Origin of the sequence: Marinifilum sp. RC60d5 (assembly GCF_052400665.1) — a bacterium.
Classification (GTDB): domain Bacteria; phylum Bacteroidota; class Bacteroidia; order Bacteroidales; family Marinifilaceae; genus JBQTGK01.
This window is the reverse complement of record NZ_JBQTGK010000001.1, coordinates 277706-294613: the sequence shown is the minus strand read 5'-3', so window position 1 is coordinate 294613 and position 16908 is coordinate 277706. Positions and strand designations below refer to the sequence as shown.

The 16908-nt window shown below is 31.1% G+C and carries 12 protein-coding genes; 5 read left to right on the top strand and 7 right to left on the bottom strand.

The window, feature by feature from the left end:
* Nucleotides 1-60 precede the first annotated feature (60 nt).
* Nucleotides 61-4455, bottom strand: a complete 4395-nt coding sequence (locus ACT3CE_RS01155) for a translocation/assembly module TamB domain-containing protein (RefSeq protein WP_444707932.1) — start codon at nt 4453-4455, stop codon at nt 61-63.
* A gap of 192 nt (nt 4456-4647) precedes the next feature.
* Here ACT3CE_RS01155 and tsaD point away from each other — a divergent pair, with 192 nt between their 5' ends.
* Nucleotides 4648-5670, top strand: a complete 1023-nt coding sequence (gene tsaD, locus ACT3CE_RS01150; protein WP_444707931.1) for a tRNA (adenosine(37)-N6)-threonylcarbamoyltransferase complex transferase subunit TsaD — start codon at nt 4648-4650, stop codon at nt 5668-5670.
* Nucleotides 5671-5705: 35 nt separating this feature from the next.
* Here the strand turns inward: tsaD and ACT3CE_RS01145 are convergent, their stop codons facing one another.
* From ACT3CE_RS01145 to ACT3CE_RS01120, 6 genes are all read right to left on the bottom strand, one after another.
* A complete protein-coding gene (locus tag ACT3CE_RS01145; protein WP_444707930.1) occupies nt 5706-6149 on the bottom strand; it encodes a hypothetical protein in 444 nt (147 codons plus the stop codon).
* A 70-nt stretch (nt 6150-6219) separates the two neighbouring features.
* Complete coding sequence (locus ACT3CE_RS01140) at nt 6220-6762, bottom strand: class IV adenylate cyclase (RefSeq protein WP_444707929.1); 543 nt, start codon at nt 6760-6762, stop codon at nt 6220-6222.
* 71 nt (nt 6763-6833) lie between these two features.
* Nucleotides 6834-7400, bottom strand: coding sequence for a chemotaxis protein CheB (locus ACT3CE_RS01135; RefSeq protein ID WP_444707928.1), 567 nt, complete (start codon nt 7398-7400; stop codon nt 6834-6836).
* Nucleotides 7397-8242 (bottom strand): CheR family methyltransferase, encoded by an 846-nt coding sequence (locus ACT3CE_RS01130; RefSeq protein ID WP_444707927.1) that lies wholly within the window; start codon nt 8240-8242, stop codon nt 7397-7399. The genes ACT3CE_RS01135 and ACT3CE_RS01130 overlap by 4 nt, the downstream gene beginning before the upstream one ends.
* Before the next feature lie 2 nt (nt 8243-8244).
* Nucleotides 8245-9837: a response regulator gene (locus ACT3CE_RS01125; RefSeq protein WP_444707926.1), complete on the bottom strand. Its 1593-nt coding sequence runs from the start codon at nt 9835-9837 to the stop codon at nt 8245-8247.
* 20 nt (nt 9838-9857) lie between these two features.
* Nucleotides 9858-13598: a response regulator gene (locus tag ACT3CE_RS01120; protein WP_444707925.1), complete on the bottom strand. Its 3741-nt coding sequence runs from the start codon at nt 13596-13598 to the stop codon at nt 9858-9860.
* Nucleotides 13599-13924: 326 nt separating this feature from the next.
* On the opposite strand from ACT3CE_RS01120, the gene ACT3CE_RS01115 reads away from it, so the two are divergent.
* The 4 genes from ACT3CE_RS01115 (at nt 13925) to ACT3CE_RS01100 (ending at nt 16867) form a co-directional block, all read left to right on the top strand.
* Complete coding sequence (locus ACT3CE_RS01115; RefSeq protein ID WP_444707924.1) at nt 13925-14443, top strand: hypothetical protein; 519 nt, start codon at nt 13925-13927, stop codon at nt 14441-14443.
* On the top strand, nt 14415-14972 hold the full coding sequence (locus ACT3CE_RS01110) for a PepSY-associated TM helix domain-containing protein (RefSeq protein ID WP_444707923.1): 558 nt from the start codon (nt 14415-14417) through the stop codon (nt 14970-14972). The genes ACT3CE_RS01115 and ACT3CE_RS01110 overlap by 29 nt, the downstream gene beginning before the upstream one ends.
* A gap of 145 nt (nt 14973-15117) precedes the next feature.
* Entirely contained in the window at nt 15118-16164 is a 1047-nt protein-coding gene (locus tag ACT3CE_RS01105) for a hypothetical protein (protein ID WP_444707922.1), read from the top strand.
* Between the two features lie 124 nt (nt 16165-16288).
* Nucleotides 16289-16867: a TetR/AcrR family transcriptional regulator gene (locus tag ACT3CE_RS01100; protein ID WP_444707921.1), complete on the top strand. Its 579-nt coding sequence runs from the start codon at nt 16289-16291 to the stop codon at nt 16865-16867.
* Nucleotides 16868-16908 lie beyond the last annotated feature (41 nt).

Below are 16908 nucleotides of genomic sequence, written 5' to 3'. Positions count from 1 at the left end.
CATTAGTTCTGTTAAAAAACATTAAGCAAGGTGTTCTTAATATACTTCTAACTCATATTATTATTTTTTTTCGCTTTTATTATTACCTTTTAAGAAGGAAATGTATTTTTTAAAAAGATCAGAAAAAGTATTAAAGTCTTCTTTATAGAAGATACCTACACCTTGCGTATTCCTTGATTCTTCGTAGACTAAATATTCGTTAGATCGGGTAAAGGCTTTAAGTTGTAATTTTCCTTTTTTATCTAGTTTAATGTTTACATCAACATCGCCAACAATATCATTATCTCTTTCCTGGCTGTTACTTGTTCCAACATTTCCGTTGATTGTAACTTTATCATCAAAAATTTGAGTAGATAGTGCCAGTTGAATTTCGTCGCTTGTTAAATCATCGCCAGGGCGGTAACTAACACCAATATCAAAATCGTTACTAATTTGGCTTAACCAGTTCGATAATTGGTTCGATAGCAGCTCGCTGGTGGTAACTCCAACGGCATAACTGGAATTTTTATTTTCAAAATCAGGATCAGTTGACCTTAGATATTCAGGAGTATAAAAACGATTCAAAACCAACAGAGATAGAATTTGTTTATTCATTTCATCTTCGGTAGAGAACAGACCAGAAAGAATGCTTTGAGTTTGCTGGTCGAGAGTAGGAAAATTGATACTAAATTTAATGTTTGGATTTTCTAATCTCTGGCTTAAATTCATATTACATTCAATCGGAATTTTACTAGTATTATCAACGTAAGGAGTATTTAATAGCAAGTCGTATAAGGTGGTTTTTACATTGTAAACTGCATTAATATCTACCTTTGCATCGTAAGGATCACCTGACCATTTAATATTACCTCCATTTGCAAGGTCGAATTTTTTATTGATAACATTTTGTAGGGTAAATAGGTAACTTCCTTTTTGTATGGTGTAATCTCCAAATATTTTAAATTCTCCTTTTGTGTCAATTCCTAATTTAAGATTTCCACTTCCTTTGGCTTTTAAAACATCTCCAATTTTTGAGTCGAAAATAATCTGAATATCAGTTTGTGGTGTAATTTCAAGATCGCAATTCAATTTAATACCTGATAGGTCGATTTTGTAATCTTCCTCTAAAGATTCTTTAATTCTGTTGGTATTTACAAAAGTGATAAAGTTGCTTTCCTGAATATCTCCGCTGTTATTTAAAGGAATATTAATTTTTGTATTCTTGTCGGTTTTAGCGGTAATATCAATTTCAAGGTCATCTATAGGTCCATACAAGGCAGTTATTCCTGTCATGTAAGCTTCTCCATAAAACAATTCGTTATCGGTTATCTTAGTATCTAAGACATTGAAGTTTAGGGTGTTAATTTGAATATCTAAGCCGAAGTTATTAAAGTTTTGGTGCGTGATTGCTCCAAAAATAGTTGCAGTATTATTTTGTTGGTCTCTTATTTTAAACTCGTTAAACCTTAACTCCGAAGGTGTAATAATTATGCTATCGTTGCATATATATCTGGTTTGTAGTTGCTTAATAGTAAATTCAGTATTGTTGAATATTAATTTTCCATTCGATTGAAGATTATTGGTTTTGCCTTCAATATGAAGTTTTCCTGCAGTTTTTCCTTTAATATCAGAAATGTTTTCCTGCAAATATGGATTTAAAAGCTCCATTCTTAGTTGATCTATTTTGATGTCCATATTCAAAGAATCCTGATCGGGGATATATGTTCCCAACACTTCTAATTCTTTTTGGGAGTTATAATCTGTAAATGATGAAAAGGAGAGTCTCTTTTCCTGTTTGTCCCAATCGCTTAATAGGAATAGGTTTCCCAAAGTATCTTTATTTAACACCAGTTTTTCAACCATCAAGTTAGAGTTGGATAATCTGTCGCCATAAAAATCGGACAATTGAACATAGCCTTTAACCGTTCCGTCGATATTTATGTTTTTATTACGGGTTAAATCATTTAGGTTTTTTAAGCTAATATCTTGAATTTGAAAGGTTATGCTGTCGTTGGGATTGTTGGATATTTTGCCATCTAAACCAAAGAAATGATTTTCTCTTGCTATTTTAAAATTATCGATCTGGTAACTTGTACTATCAATTACAAATTTGGATTTTGGGATATTCCAAACACTATCGGCCATTATTATTGTACTTGGAAGTAGGTTAATGTTCCAGATTGAGTTATTGGTTTTTGTTGATTTTTCTACTCTTCCTACTGCAGAAAGAAAGCCGCTATAGGTAACTTTATCCCAATTGTTCCATAAAACATCCAGTTTAACGGTGTTATTTCTTGCTGTAATTTTTTGGGATAAGTTGTATAGTCCAAAATTTTCAGAAAAAAGGAATTTGTTTGTTCTGCCTTTCAGAATTAGTTCTTCATTAGTTGTTGATAAATCTATTTTTAATTCATCGAATGATTTGCCATCATAAATTAGTTTTGGGGAATTAAAGTGCATATCCAACATGTGGTTTATGGCTATAATTTCGCCTGAAATATTGGTATTATGAGCTAAACTTAAATTTGGGTAAATAATAGATGTAATAGAATCGGTATTTTTTAAATTCATTGAGAATTTAAAATTATTTGTACTGTCGGTTTTTAAGTATTCTTTATTGGGAGCGTAGGCGGGTAAATAATGGTAGGTAAGATTTGCAATAGACGAAATAAGTTTGCTTATTTCGTAATTACCTTCAACTTTAGCATCTGCGATATCTGATTTTAGAAGGATTTTTTTAAAATTAGAAGAAGTAAATGAGTTTATTGTAAACTTATTAAGTTGAAATTCTCCCAGGCTATTTTTATAATTAGTATTACTTATTTCAATAATACCATTGGCATTATCTAATCCATTACCTGTAAAGTTAGCATTTATAGCCATACTTAATTCTGCTTTGTGATCTTTGGTATTTAAGTTTAGTGGGAATAATTTGGCCTTGTTTATATTCGAGCTAAATCTCATTGTTGGTGTTTCGTGCGAGAAATCTACCTTACCAGAAAAATCAAAGCCAATGTTCGGGTCCTGAATAGATATTTGTCCATCGAACTGAGATTCGGAAAAGAAACCATTTAGGCTAAGGTTTTCATATTCATAATCATAAAAATCAAGATTAGAAATGTTTCCTTTCATTGTTCCTTGAGTTGTTTCTGCAGATGTGAAACCTTTAACCGATATATCTAAAGAAACATCGCCAAATTTACTGCTTCCTACAAAGCCTCCCAGATTAAATTCCTGAGTAGTTAAATCACCAGTAAAATCGAGTTTGCCATTTTTGTGATTAGGTTTAAAAAGAATGTCTGTCTTAAGATCTCCCAGTTTAGTATTAAAATTACCGTAAAAAACGAAATCATTTACAAATCCGTTAAATTTACCTTTGTATTGTATTAAGCCAAGGTTATTGAAATATTCGGGTAGTTTAAAATGCTCTTTAGAGTAGCCAGGAATATATACTTTTTCGATATCTGCAATGCTGGTTGTCAATTCTTTAAAGTCGGCTTCGAGATAGGAGTCCTTAATTTTTGGCAAGCCATTCATGTAAAAACGCCCTTTAAGTGTAGTATTATGGCCGTAAGCGATATTAATATTTTTACCTCTTAAATCGAAAATAGTACCATAGATTTTTCCTGAAATATAGCCGCTTTCTTTAAAGCCTAACAAATCTTCATTAAAATAAGCTAAATCAAGAAAACTAACTCGCGAGGAGCGAATTTGAAAGTCCAGTTGCATTTTTTTTGTGAACTTTGCCCAGTATCCTTGGTGAGCAACATAGTTAAAGTAAAGGTGTTCAGCATTTAGTTTACTTTTCTCGGACGAGATCCTTACATTACTTAATCCCCATTGTTTATTGGTTACCCACGAATGAGCAACAAAATCTTTTAACTCGAAACCCGATTTTTCCAGACAGCTAAGGTGTTTTATTTGAAAGTCTAAAGAGTCGTTAATGAGTTTAATATCACGAGCCTGTAAGTTTATGTTTGTTACGTATATATCGTCGTAGTTCATTCCAAATTTTTGAGGAGCTGCAGCTATGGTTTTATATGCAAACTTTGTATTTTCAAGGTCGATATTAGCGACATTTATATTCCATGATTTTTGAAGAGAATCTTCGGAACTTGTTGAAGAATTGCTTGAAAGGGAATCTAAAAAAATATCAAGATTTAAAACTCTTTCGGCATCTTCATATAATTTAAATAAACTTTTGTCGAGCGTAAGTTTATTAATATGAAGTTGTTTTTTACTAAAATTAAAGGAATCGATCTGTACTTTCAAATTATCAATATAAATTAAAGTGTCTTTTTGATAATCTTCCACATACAAACCTTTAAGTATAATACTTTTAAAAGGCGAAATATTAACCCCTTCAATTGTAATAGGGCTATGGGTTTGCTTAGATAGATAGTTGGCTAAATTGCGGCTTAAATAAGTTTGAACAGTGCTGCTTAAAAATAGCAGATACATTAAACAGGGAATCATAATGATAACCAATAAGCTCCAAATTGATATTTTGAATATTTTTTTAATAATTTTGGCTTTTTGTGAGATGCACAAAATTAGCGAAAAAGAAGAAATTATAATACATACATTGGAGCGTTTAAGCAGTTTTTTGACTTTTTTAACTAATTAAAGGATAAAGGCTGATAAATGTTCAATATTAATATTAAATTGATGAGTGTAACCATACTAGGAATAGAATCATCTTGCGATGATACATCGGCATCGGTACTTAAGGATGGAATTATTTATTCAAATATAATTGCGAATCAGGATGTGCATGAACAATACGGTGGAGTAGTGCCAGAATTGGCTTCTCGGGCTCACCAGCAAAATATTATTCCAGTTGTTCATCAGGCAATGGAAAAAGCTGGGGTTAATGCCGATCAAATTGATGCAGTTGCTTTTACCAGAGGGCCTGGCTTATTAGGATCTTTAATGGTAGGAACTTCTTTTGCTAAGGGATTTGCTATGTCGAAAAATATTCCTTTAATAGAAGTAAATCATTTGCAGGCTCATATTTTAGCTCATTTTATTGATGATGTGAAAAATAAATATGAGCATCCGGAATTTCCATTTTTAGCTCTTTTGGTTTCGGGTGGTAATTCTCAAATTATTATTGTGAAAGATCATTTAGATATGGAGGTAATAGGAGAAACCATTGATGATGCTGCAGGCGAAGCTTTTGATAAATGTGCGAAAGTTATGGGTTTGCCTTATCCGGGAGGGCCAATTATCGATAAGAATGCCAAACTTGGAAATCCGCTTGCTTTTGAATTTAGCCGACCTAAAATTCAGGGTTTAAATTATAGCTTTAGTGGATTAAAAACATCATTTCTTTACTTTGTTCGCGACAAAATAAAGGAAAATCCAAATTTTATACAGGAAAATATGAATGATTTGTGTGCTTCCTTACAGCATACAATTGTTGATATTTTAATGAATAAGGTAAAGCGAGCGGCCAAAGAAACCGGGATTAAACAAGTAGCTATTGCGGGAGGTGTTTCGGCCAATTCGGGTTTGCAAGAAGCTTTGCATAGTGCTGCAGAAAAATTTAAGTGGAAAGTATTTGTTCCTCAGTTGGGTTATTCTTTAGATAATGCAGCTATGGTTGCCATAACGGGATATTTTAAATATTTAAGAAAGGAATTTGTTGATCAGGATACGGCACCTTTTGCCAGAATGACCATTAAATAAATAAGAAACGGAAGTTAATCTAGCTTCCGTTTTTTTTACTCTGTGATATTCAGATAATTTTTTAGGATTGAAATGGAATTGTCATTTAGGTGGGAAAGATTTAATCGAATTATCTCTTTCTCTTTCAGTTTAATTTCCATTTTGTGGTTCTTAACAAGAATATCTTCAATATCCTTTAAGTAGATTTTTGTTTCCTTTTTCTGCCAGCCTATTTTGTAGGTTAATTTACGCGAGTTAATAATCAGGTATTCGTTCGGATAAAATAATTTGCAGCCTAATAGCAGGCCAATAAAATAAATTGCTAAAACACTCAATACAAGGATTAAATAATTTCCATGTGGTAAAAAATTAAAATAACGATTAAAAAAATAGAGAAGTAAAGCTGTAAGTATAAATGCAATTCCTAAAGCAAGTTGTTTGCCTTTCGATTTGTTATTATTGATTTTGTGTTGTCGTATGTCAAATTCGAATTGGAGCATTTTAGTAGTTTTTGAGTCTACACTAAAGTTACTAAATATGATGCTTACAATAAATTAAATTTAGAATTACTTATTCTTCTATAAATATCTGGTTAAAAAGACTGTTTTGTTGCAGAAGATCGCTATAAGATTCTGATATTAAGTTTTTTGCATTTACCTCCAGTAACTTAATGTAATGATTACATTGTTCTTGTAGTTTTTCGTTCGGTGTATTATTATTAATATCAATAGCCTCAATTTTAATAAACTTACCCAAGTTTTTAACTGTATCTAGGTTAAATTTTACATTGTCGATAAAATATATTTCTCTTTTTTTATCAATAACACAGCTTGTTCCAATTGATTTTTCCAGGATATTTTTTAAACCAGATTCTGGTTTGGTTTTGTATAAAGTAAGCTTACTCTCTTTCAATCCTTTTCTATTTTCCTGCACATAATGAATCAGAGTATTTTCGATATTTCCTTCGCGAAGCTTTAATTTGCCTGTTTTGGAATGAAAATAAGTATCTATTTGATGATCTGTTCCTTTAAAAATAGCTTTATGATCTTTTAAAATTCTGCGTATTTTATCTTGATTTTTGCAGTGAGCTTTTATTTCGACTGTTAATGGCATTTTTTATTTCTTTTAGAAATTCAGCAGAAATATCGGAAAAAAAGGAAAGGATTCCTTTTCTTAAGCAAGAATTATTTTTGATTTGTAATTTCTAATATTTTATTGCAAATGTCTTCGATATCAATGATATAGTCGGGATTTGTGATTGTGATAGCCGCTTGTGGCATTATTGAGGCAACAGCTTTAGCAGGATTTTGAACTATTGTAATTCCACCATAGGATTTTATTGTTTCTAATCCCATTGCTCCATCCTGATTTAAACCCGTTAATATAATACCTATTAATTTATCGCCATAAGCCCATGCGGCCGATTCAAAAAGCACATCGATTGATGGTCGGGAGTAATGAACTTTATTATCGATGGTAAACGATATGCTATGATCTTTTTCTACTAGCATGTGATAATTCGGAGGTGCAAAATACACATGTCCACCCAGTAGGATTTCTTTTTCTTCGGCTTCTTTAACTTTTATTTTACTTATGTCGTTAATATATGAAATAAAAGAATCGTTGTTATTGTCTCCAATGTGCAATACAACAAGTATTGGTAATGAAAAATTTTCGGGAAGCTTAGGTAGAATACATTTTAAAGCTTCTAAGCCTCCATACGATGTTCCAATTACAATTGCTTTTATCATGGACAGATAAGTTTTTTAAATATTTTTTGTTTGGAGTCGGTAGCACTAAATAGTTTATCGTAGGCGGTAAATTTGAGAGATTCTTTTGTTCCTAAGCAAAGGTATCCACTGTGTAATAAGCTGTCATAAAATAAATTAATAACATTGTTCTGGAGTTCTCTGTTAAAATAAATGAGAACATTTCTGCAGAGAATAAGGTTTACTTCGGCAAATACATGATCGGTAACCAGATTATGATCGGCAAAAACTACTTTTTTTGATAGATTTTGATCCAATTTAATTGAACCATATTTTAAAGTATAATAATCAGACAAATCTTTTTTACCTCCTGATTTTATATAGTTTTGCTGAAATTTATCTAAATCCTGAGTGTTGTAAATTCCCGATTTAGCTACCTCTAAAACCTTCCGGTTAAAATCGGTAGCATAAATTTGACACCTGTCTAAAAGCCCTTCTTCCTGCAAAAGAATAGCGAGCGAATACACTTCTTCTCCCGTAGAACATCCGGCGTGCCAAACTTTAATAAACGGATGTGTTTTTAAAGTGGGAATAACATTTTCGCGAAAGGATTTATAAAAATCAGGATCGCGAAACATTTCGGTTACATTAATCGATAAATCTGCCAACAAATCAATAAAGAAATTTCTGTCTCTCAACAATTTTTCCTGCATTTGCGAAATAGATGAAAAATTTCCTATGGCCAATCTATGCATTAACCTTCTTTTGATGTGTGCTTTAGAATAATTTCTAAAGTCGTAACTGTATTGTTGATACATTGCTTCCAGAAACAGATGGATTTCTACATCAATAATATCAGAATCGACTGATTTATTTTTCTCCATAGTTAAGCAATACTTTTAGACACTTGGCTTAATATTTTCTTTAAAGCTTCTTCTTTAAATGGTTTGCTTATAAAGTCGTTCATGCCTGCATCAATACAATTTTGTTTATCCTCTACAAAAGCATTTGCAGTAAGCGCAATTATAAAAGTTTTGGCTAAATCCGGATTTTCAGATTCAAAATGTCTGATTTTTTCGGTTGCATTAATTCCATCTAAAACTGGCATTTGCATATCCATAAGAATAACTTGGTAGTGATTTTCTTTATGCATTTCGAATGCTTCGAGTCCATTTTTAGCAACATCGCACTGTAAGCCCATGTGACGTAGAGTAAGAATGGCAACCTTTTGGTTAATAGGATTATCTTCTGCTACCAAAATTGATAGTTGTTTTGGAATTTCTACGTTTTCGTTATTTAACATTTCAGTCTCCTTTTCTTTGTAAGCAAATTTTAGTTCAAACATAAATTCCGAGCCAATGTCGGGTGTACTTTCCAGGCTAATTTTACCTCCCATGAGGTTGGTTAAATTTTTAGAAATAGCTAATCCTAGTCCAGTACCTCCATATTTTCGAGTTGTTGAGCTATCTGTTTGTGTAAATTCTTTAAATAGTTTTGTTTGTGCTTCTTTCGAGATTCCAATTCCTGTATCTTTTATCGAAAAAAATAAAGATACATATTCGTTGTTTTTTTCGAGACATTTTATTGATAATTTAACAGAACCTTTATGCGTAAATTTAATTGCATTATTAACCAGGTTCATTAATATTTGATTTAGTCTAAACGAGTCTCCAATTAAACTGATTGGTATGTTGTCTTCAATATCAACGATAAATTCGATATTTTTTTCCTGAGTTTTAAAATTTAATAGGTGGTAAATGGTGTCGACCAGTTTTTTAAGATCGAATTCTATTTCTTCTATTTCTATTTGACCGGCTTCAATTTTTGAATAATCGAGGATGTCGTTTATTATTTGCAGCAAGTTTTCTCCCGAAGTGCAAATTACTTGAAGCATATCTTTATGCTCTTCGGCTAGGTCGGCTTTCCTTAGAAGTTGAGATAAACCCAAAATTCCATTCATAGGAGAGCGAATTTCATGCGACATATTAGCTAAAAATAAAGATTTAGCTCTAGTGGCATCTTCTGCTTTTGTTTTTTCAATAATTAGTTCTTCGTTTTTCGTTTCTAAATAGTTTAAAAGAGTATTCAGTTCTTTTCTTTGTCGGTATAAATCGAGAAATACCTTTACTTTCCCTTGCAATATTTCAGGAATTATTGGTTTTGGGATAAAGTCTACCGCGCCACTTTCAATTCCTTTTATAATATGTAAATCGCTTTGATGAATTGCCGAAACAAATATTACAGGTAATAGTTTTGTTTTTTTTCGCTGACGCATAAAGTCCAGTGTTTCATAGCCATCCATTCCAGGCATTTGAACGTCTAGTATTGCCATTGCAAAATCTTCGTGAAGAGTTTGCTTTAAAGCTTCTTCTCCCGATTCGGCACGTACAAAATCAACTTTAAAATCGCTGAGTAATCGCTCAAGGCTAATCAGGTTTTCTATTTTGTCGTCAACAATTAATATTTTTTCCTTAATCATATATTTCTATATCTTTTTAGCTAGTTATAAAGCCAAATTTTAAGCATTGAAAATAGTTTGTTTTCATCAATAGGTTTAGAAAGGTAATCGTTGGCCCCAGAAGCTATTGCTTTCTCATAATCATCTTTCATTGCTTTTGCTGTGAGGCAAATAATTGGAATATCTTTAATTTCAGGAGTTTTTCTAATTACTGTCATGGCTTCATATCCATCCATTTCAGGCATCATAATGTCCATAAGTATTAGATCGATATTGGTATTGTTCTTTAAAACATCAATGGCAATTTTTCCATTTTCAGCTTCTAAAACTTCCATGTCTTTTTCTTCTAGAATTCTACCTAAGGCAAAAATATTTCTGATTTCATCATCGACAACTAAAACTTTTTTGCCTTTAAAAATAGAATCATCTATGTCTGGAATTTTTATTTCCTTATTTTCAGGTGTGATAGTTGCTACCTGATGCAGAAATAAGCTTACTTCATCCATTAATCGTTCGTCCGACTTAAGGCCTTTTAGTATTATTGAGTTGGTATATTTACTTAATTCACGATGTTCATCTCTCGATAGATCTTTTCCGGTATAAATAATGGTGTTCGGAATTTTAATTTTAGCATTGGCTAGATTTTCTAATAGTTTATTTCCTGTAATATCAGGTAATCCTAAATCCAAAACAATGCAATCGTAATTGTTAGTTGAAATTAATTTAAAGGCTTCAGCACCGGTAACAGCCTCTTCTGTTTTTGCATTGGTAGGAATTAATATGTTTTTAATTAATTTTCTGGTTATTTCATTGTCTTCAATTACCAATATTTTTTTCGATTCGGTAAATAAACGGGTATTCATTTTATCAATAATCTGTGTAAGATTATTTGCTTGTACAGTTGGTAAATCCTGTTTGTTACTTTCTGTAAATCCTTCAAGCGGATTTACTATGTGCATAGGCAATTTTGATGCATATCTGTTTAATTTTAATGGCTCCAATACTTCTTCTCCGTTTGCGAGTATGAGATCTAAGCCAATAATAATAGCCGAAGGCTGATGTGTTTCAATTAAAACAATGGCATCCTTAATGTTAGATGCAACCAAAGCCTGAAAATTTGTTTCATGTATTTGATGGTATAAGGAACTTGCCTCTTTTTTATTTGGATGGATTAGTACAACAGTAGATTTTGTGCGAGGAATATTTCTATCATCATCGATAAAAATTGGTAAAACAACAGGTTCATTATTTTTAATCTTTGTACTAGGGATTTCTATTTTAGGTTCTTGACTTGCTTTAGTTACTTGTTTTCCATTTTGTGTTATGGGAATAAATAAAGTAAAAACAGAACCTTTATTTACTTCACTTTCGAGGTGTATTTCCCCACCTAAAATTCGAGCTAGCTCTTTGGAAATTGATAAGCCAAGTCCTGTTCCACCATATTTTCTGGAAGTACTACCATCGGCTTGTTGAAAAGCTTCAAATATGGCTTCTTTTTTTTCTTCAGGAATCCCAACTCCGGTATCTGAAACTTTTATTGCACAAGCATTTGTTTTTGTTAAATCTTTGCGCCAGAATTTCGCCTGATTGTTTACTTTTTCCATACTTACACTAATTTCACCATTAGATGTAAATTTTAGAGCATTGGACAGTAGGTTTTTAATAATTTGATTTAGTCTTAAGGAGTCTGTTTCAATATTTTGAGGGAAATTGCTGGAGATATTAACAGAGAATTTTAGTTTCTTTTTTTCGGCTTGATGTTTAAAATTCATTAAAATTTCATTCTTGATACTGTCCTGATGAATTTGTTGCAGTTCAACAGTCATTTTACCAGCTTCAATTTTCGATAAATCTAGAATTTCATTAATTAGTTGTAATAAATCTTTACCACTTTTATTTATGATTTCGGCCGATTCTACATCTTCGGGAGTTAGATTGCCTTTTTTATTTTTAGCCAGAATGCCCGAAAGTATTAATAAACTATTAAGTGGTGTTCTTAGTTCGTGAGACATGTTGGCAAGAAAATCCGATTTGTATTGACTGGCCTGTTCTACTTCTCTGGCTTTAGCCTCAATTTTATTATGAGCCAATGATAAACCAGTATTTTTCTGTTCAATTTCGTCTTTCTGAATTTCGAGTTGATTTGTTCTTTCCTCGAGTTCCTCGTTGGCAACACGTAATTCTTCTTGCTGAACTTGTAATTTTTTCTCGTTTTCGGTTAAAATATTGGTATGTTCAGCTAATTCTTCGTTGGCAACACGTAATTCTTCTTGCTGAACTTGCAATTTATTTGCTTGTTGCTGCGTTTTTTCTAATAAGTTTTCCAATTCTTTACGAGCTGTAGTTGAGGCAACCTTAACAGAAATGCTGTCGCGAATCGAATCCATAAATTTAAGATCCGATTCAGAAAAAGTGTTAATAGCAGCTAATTCTAAGACACCGTAAAATACATTGTTGTAAAGAAAAGGAATAAGAAGAATATTGCTTGGTTGAAGTTTACCAGTGCCAGAAAATACAGTAAAGTAATTGGCCGGAACATCTTTTAAGTGTTGTGTTTTTTGTTTTTTTGCTACCTGGCCAATTAAACCATGTCCTGCTTTAATAATTTTTTGTTGCTCAGTTACTTTCAGGCCGGTTGATGAGCTTAAGTGTAAAGAATCATCTTCCTTATTGTAAATATAAATAGCCCCTAGCGGTGCAGAAAGAAAGTCAGAAGTAAAATTTAAAATTCGATCAGAAACTTCAGTAAGGTCATGATCTCCCTGTAATTGTTCATTTAACAAATTTTTGCTCGATCGAAACCGGAGTGTTTCATCATTTGTATCTTTCGAATCTTTTAAAGTTTTAACCATTTTGTTTAGCGAAACCGAAAGTTCATCTTCCTTCGATTTTGGATTTAAACGAATGTTTAATTCACCATTGGCAACTTTTGTGGTGTATTCAATTACATTTTGAAAATCATTTTGTATTGTTTTAAAGGATCTGGCTAAAGCTCCAATTTCATCTTTCGTATTTATATTAAGCGGAGTCCGAAAATTACCTCTGGCAATTAATTTAAAATTATCGACCATTTGTTTTACAGGAACGGTAATCGATCTTGAAATGTATCTTGATAAGAAAAGAATAAATAGGGCAATTATGAAAGCAATTACACTCATTATCCAAATTAGGGCATTGCTAAATTTGTATGTTAGTCTATTTATATCTTCTCTAATTTTTGTTGAGTAGTTTTGAACGGTATACAATTGTTCTTGCATTAATTTTACATCAAACTCTGTTTTATTATGCAATAATTGGTTGGTAAGCTCTTGAGATGCCGATAAAATAAGAGCGGTATTTCCTCTGGCTGCTGCCATTTCATTGTTATTAAGTTTATGTAATAACCTAAACCTGCTCACCATTAAAATGGCATTTTCGTAATCATTATTGTATACTTCTGGGAAATTTTCGTACAGATAGCCTGCGATTTCATCATTAGTTTTTGTTGAATAAAGATTTTTGATTTTAAGCAAATCCTGAACAAGGTCGTTCGATCTGTTTAAATTTCGTACAGCTCTCTCTTTGTACTTTAATTCTTTGGTTAGTCTATAGTTATATAAGTCGTCGATTCCGGTTTGTAATAACACCTGATGAATACGTAATCCGTTAACCATAACACTAAAAGTTTTACTGGTATTGAAAAAATAATTGGCAGTTACGCTTAATATTACAATACTAGAAAGTGTTAAAATAGTTAAAAGCATAAGTTTGGATTTTATACTCCAGTCTTTGAACTTTCTCATTATATATAATCTGAAATTATGTGTTAATAGTAAAAAAAGAATTAATAATTCAACCTTTATGAATCTCGCATATATTACGGGTTTTGTAATGAATGGTTACTTTTTTAGTGTGAATATATGTTTTTTTTCTGTCAGAGATTTATTTTGCTAAATATTAATGAAAAAATAATAAGTTTTAACCCCTTAATGGCAATAGTGTTAAGATTTTTTTTTGTTAATAATTAAAATGTTAAATATTTGTACTTCTGTTTGGATAAATCAAAGCATAGTAATATTATTGCTAGGTCATATCAAAAAAATATTTTAAACAATTAAATCGAAAAAGAATGAAATACTTAAGTTTATTTATTGTTTGTATTAGTTTACTTTCTTGTAATTCTACATCGAAACAAAAAACAAAATCTGCAGGGGTAGAAAATCAAATAATTCTTACTATTGATCAGCTAATGGAGACTGCAGAAACAAATATTGGAAAGCAAATTTGTTTTAGAGGTACAGTAAATCATGTTTGTGCGCATTCTGGTAAGAGATGTATTCTTAAAAACGCAGAAGGAAATTTATCTATTCGCGTAGAGGCTAGTGGGAAACTTAAAGGATTTAACAGAGAAATAGCAGGTAGTGATCTTATTGTAACAGGTATATTGCGCGAAAAAAGGTTAGATAGCGAATATATTAATAAATGGGAAAGTGATGTTAAAGAAAAAGCAGATGCTGAAAATGAAGGTGAGCATTGTAGTTCTGAAATGACAAACATTAAAGAAATGCGTGAGTGGATGAAAAAAAATAACAAGGATTATTATGCTATTTATTTTGTAGATGGAACAGAATATGAAGTTGTTGAGTAAGAATAAGCTTAGAAAATGGTTTAGGTTAATACATAGAGATTTAGGTTATTTTTTTGTGGGAATAACAATTATCTATGCTGTATCAGGAATTATCTTAAATCATAAAACACACGAATCCGATCCTGCATATAAAACAGAGTATTTTAATTTTAAGATTAAAAAATCACTGAGTCCCGATGAATTAACAGCTTATTGGAGTTTAAATTTAAAAGATTATAAATTAAATAGAATTATTCCAAATGCCGAAGCTTACGATGTTTATTTAAAAGGAGGACTTGGAAAGTATGATCCTGTAAATGGAAATTTGCAATTTGAGATTTATAAAAAAAAGAAGTGGGTTTATTTTATAAATAAACTACACTATAATAGTAAACTTGGATGGACTTTTATGGCCGATCTGTTTGCTGTTGTATTAATATTTTTTGCCATATCGGGTATTTTTATGGTTCCTGGTAAAAAAGGAATAAGTGGAAGAGGAAAATGGTTAATTGCCATTGGTATTATAATTCCATTTTTATTTTTTCTATAGATAATTACAAAATGCTGATCGTCTGATCAGCATTTTGTAATATATGAACTATAGTCCTTTTCATTATTTATGAATAGCTTTTCTAAAGTTATTAATAGTAAATTAGCATTTTTAATAAAATTATTGATTAAATATTATATCCGTTATGATGAGAATTTTTATCGCTCTCTTACTTATCTTTTTTAATTTTAGTTCAATAGGTCAAAATAAGGAGCTAAAAAAATTATACTCAAAAGGGAAATATGATAAGCTCATAGAGAAAGCTCATTTGCTATTGTCCGATAATAGTAATGATCCAAATCTTAATTCAATATTAGGACGAGCTTACACCGAATCGAAAATGTTTACTAAGGCAATTCCTTTTTTAAAAGAATCTATTGCAAACGAAAACGCATCGGCAGAAACCATATCATTAAGTAAAGTATATTTAGCAAAGTGTCTTTTTGCTAGTGGGAAAACAGAAGATGCTGTGAAATTGCTAAAAGAATGTCAAAAGAGTAAAGGCTCAAGAGAATCTGTACGATATGCCAATAAATATTTGAGTTTATTTCAGAATGGGATATATTATAAATCATGGAAGTTAATAGAAAACAAGAACATAAGATATCACGTGCAGGATTTAGATAAGCTTAAGAATTTAGAAGATTATATAAAACAAACCAAAATTAATTACGACAGAATTATTTCATTTTTTGATATTGTTCCAGATAAAAAAGTTGATATTTTTATATGGAGTGATAGGAATGAAGCTTATCGAAAATTAAATAGATCTCTTGCTTGTTCAAATTCCGATTTAAATATTGTGAATGTTTATATGAATGATAAAAATGACTATGAACTTAGCAATATGTTGTGTCAAAAAGTGGTGAACCCGAAATTTAAAAGTATGTTAATAAACAAAGGTTTAGGCGTATATTTCGATACCATGGATAAAAATTTGTTCTCCACTGCACGAAAAAGAATTCCAAAAGAAAAGTTTTCATTGTTAGAATTGTGGCAGGAACCAACCCGTTACGAGCGTAATTTAAGTTATCCTGTAGGTGCTGCTTTTATCGAGTTTTTAATTAATAAAGGGGGCAATAAAAAATTAAAAGAATTTCTTAAAGTTCAAACTATAGATAATGCTCAAAAGGTTTATCCTGATTTTGATCAGATGGTAAAGACTTTTGAAGCAATGCTAATGAGATCCTAGTCTTACAATTATCATTTATTTTATGAGTTTTAACTAAATCAATAATTGTTAAAATTTATTAACAAACTTGATCATGGAATTATTTTATTTAATTTTGTACTCAAAATACCAATAGGGTTCAATTATGGCAAAATCAGACAAAGCAGAAGTACAAGAGAAGGTTACAAAAATAGCTATGGATATGATGATGAAGTATGGGTTGCGAGGGTTAAATATGCTTGAATTAGCTAAAGAATGTGGTTTAGCAAAAGCAACTTTATACAAAATAATTGGAACCAAGGAAGATTTAGTAAAAGAAATTGCATTTGAGATCTTTAATGTGAATATTATTAAGGTTTTAAAGCCTTATAAAACGGTTGATGATCCTGTTAAAGCAACAAGGGAGTTTTTGGATAATTACTTTGATTATGCTATAGAGGGACAAAAAATATTGATCCACCAGATATACAAGGAATATCCTTTAATAGAAAAAGATATTGAAGAAAAGTATGAAGAGGAAATTAGAATTGTTTATAAAAAGTATGAAGAATGGCAAAAAGCTGGATTAATTAGGCAGGATATTAATGTTGCATATTGTATGGATGCCTTGCAAGATTTAAATGAAGTTTATGTAACTGGTCCTTATTCTAAAAGTGAGGCAATTGACAGGTTAAGAACATCATTTAAATGTGTAATTAGAGGAATGGGAATTCCTTTAAAATAGATAAGGAAAAATAAATGAAGCTAATGAGTTTCATTTCTGTT

Excerpts from the sequence above, each read along its gene's own strand:
- tsaD (WP_444707931.1), top strand. The coding sequence starts at position 4,648 with ATGAGTGTAACCATACTAGGAATAGAATCATCTTGCGATGATACATCG.
- ACT3CE_RS01130 (WP_444707927.1), bottom strand. The coding sequence starts at position 8,242 with ATGGAGAAAAATAAATCAGTCGATTCTGATATTATTGATGTAGAAATC.
- ACT3CE_RS01140 (WP_444707929.1), bottom strand. The coding sequence starts at position 6,762 with ATGCCATTAACAGTCGAAATAAAAGCTCACTGCAAAAATCAAGATAAA.
- ACT3CE_RS01155 (WP_444707932.1), bottom strand. The coding sequence starts at position 4,455 with ATGATTCCCTGTTTAATGTATCTGCTATTTTTAAGCAGCACTGTTCAA.
- ACT3CE_RS01110 (WP_444707923.1), top strand. The coding sequence starts at position 14,415 with ATGGAACAGAATATGAAGTTGTTGAGTAAGAATAAGCTTAGAAAATGG.
- ACT3CE_RS01120 (WP_444707925.1), bottom strand. The coding sequence starts at position 13,598 with ATGAGAAAGTTCAAAGACTGGAGTATAAAATCCAAACTTATGCTTTTA.
- ACT3CE_RS01135 (WP_444707928.1), bottom strand. The coding sequence starts at position 7,400 with ATGATAAAAGCAATTGTAATTGGAACATCGTATGGAGGCTTAGAAGCT.
- ACT3CE_RS01125 (WP_444707926.1), bottom strand. The coding sequence starts at position 9,837 with ATGATTAAGGAAAAAATATTAATTGTTGACGACAAAATAGAAAACCTG.
- ACT3CE_RS01100 (WP_444707921.1), top strand. The coding sequence starts at position 16,289 with ATGGCAAAATCAGACAAAGCAGAAGTACAAGAGAAGGTTACAAAAATA.
- ACT3CE_RS01115 (WP_444707924.1), top strand. The coding sequence starts at position 13,925 with ATGAAATACTTAAGTTTATTTATTGTTTGTATTAGTTTACTTTCTTGT.
- ACT3CE_RS01105 (WP_444707922.1), top strand. The coding sequence starts at position 15,118 with ATGATGAGAATTTTTATCGCTCTCTTACTTATCTTTTTTAATTTTAGT.
- ACT3CE_RS01145 (WP_444707930.1), bottom strand. The coding sequence starts at position 6,149 with ATGCTCCAATTCGAATTTGACATACGACAACACAAAATCAATAATAAC.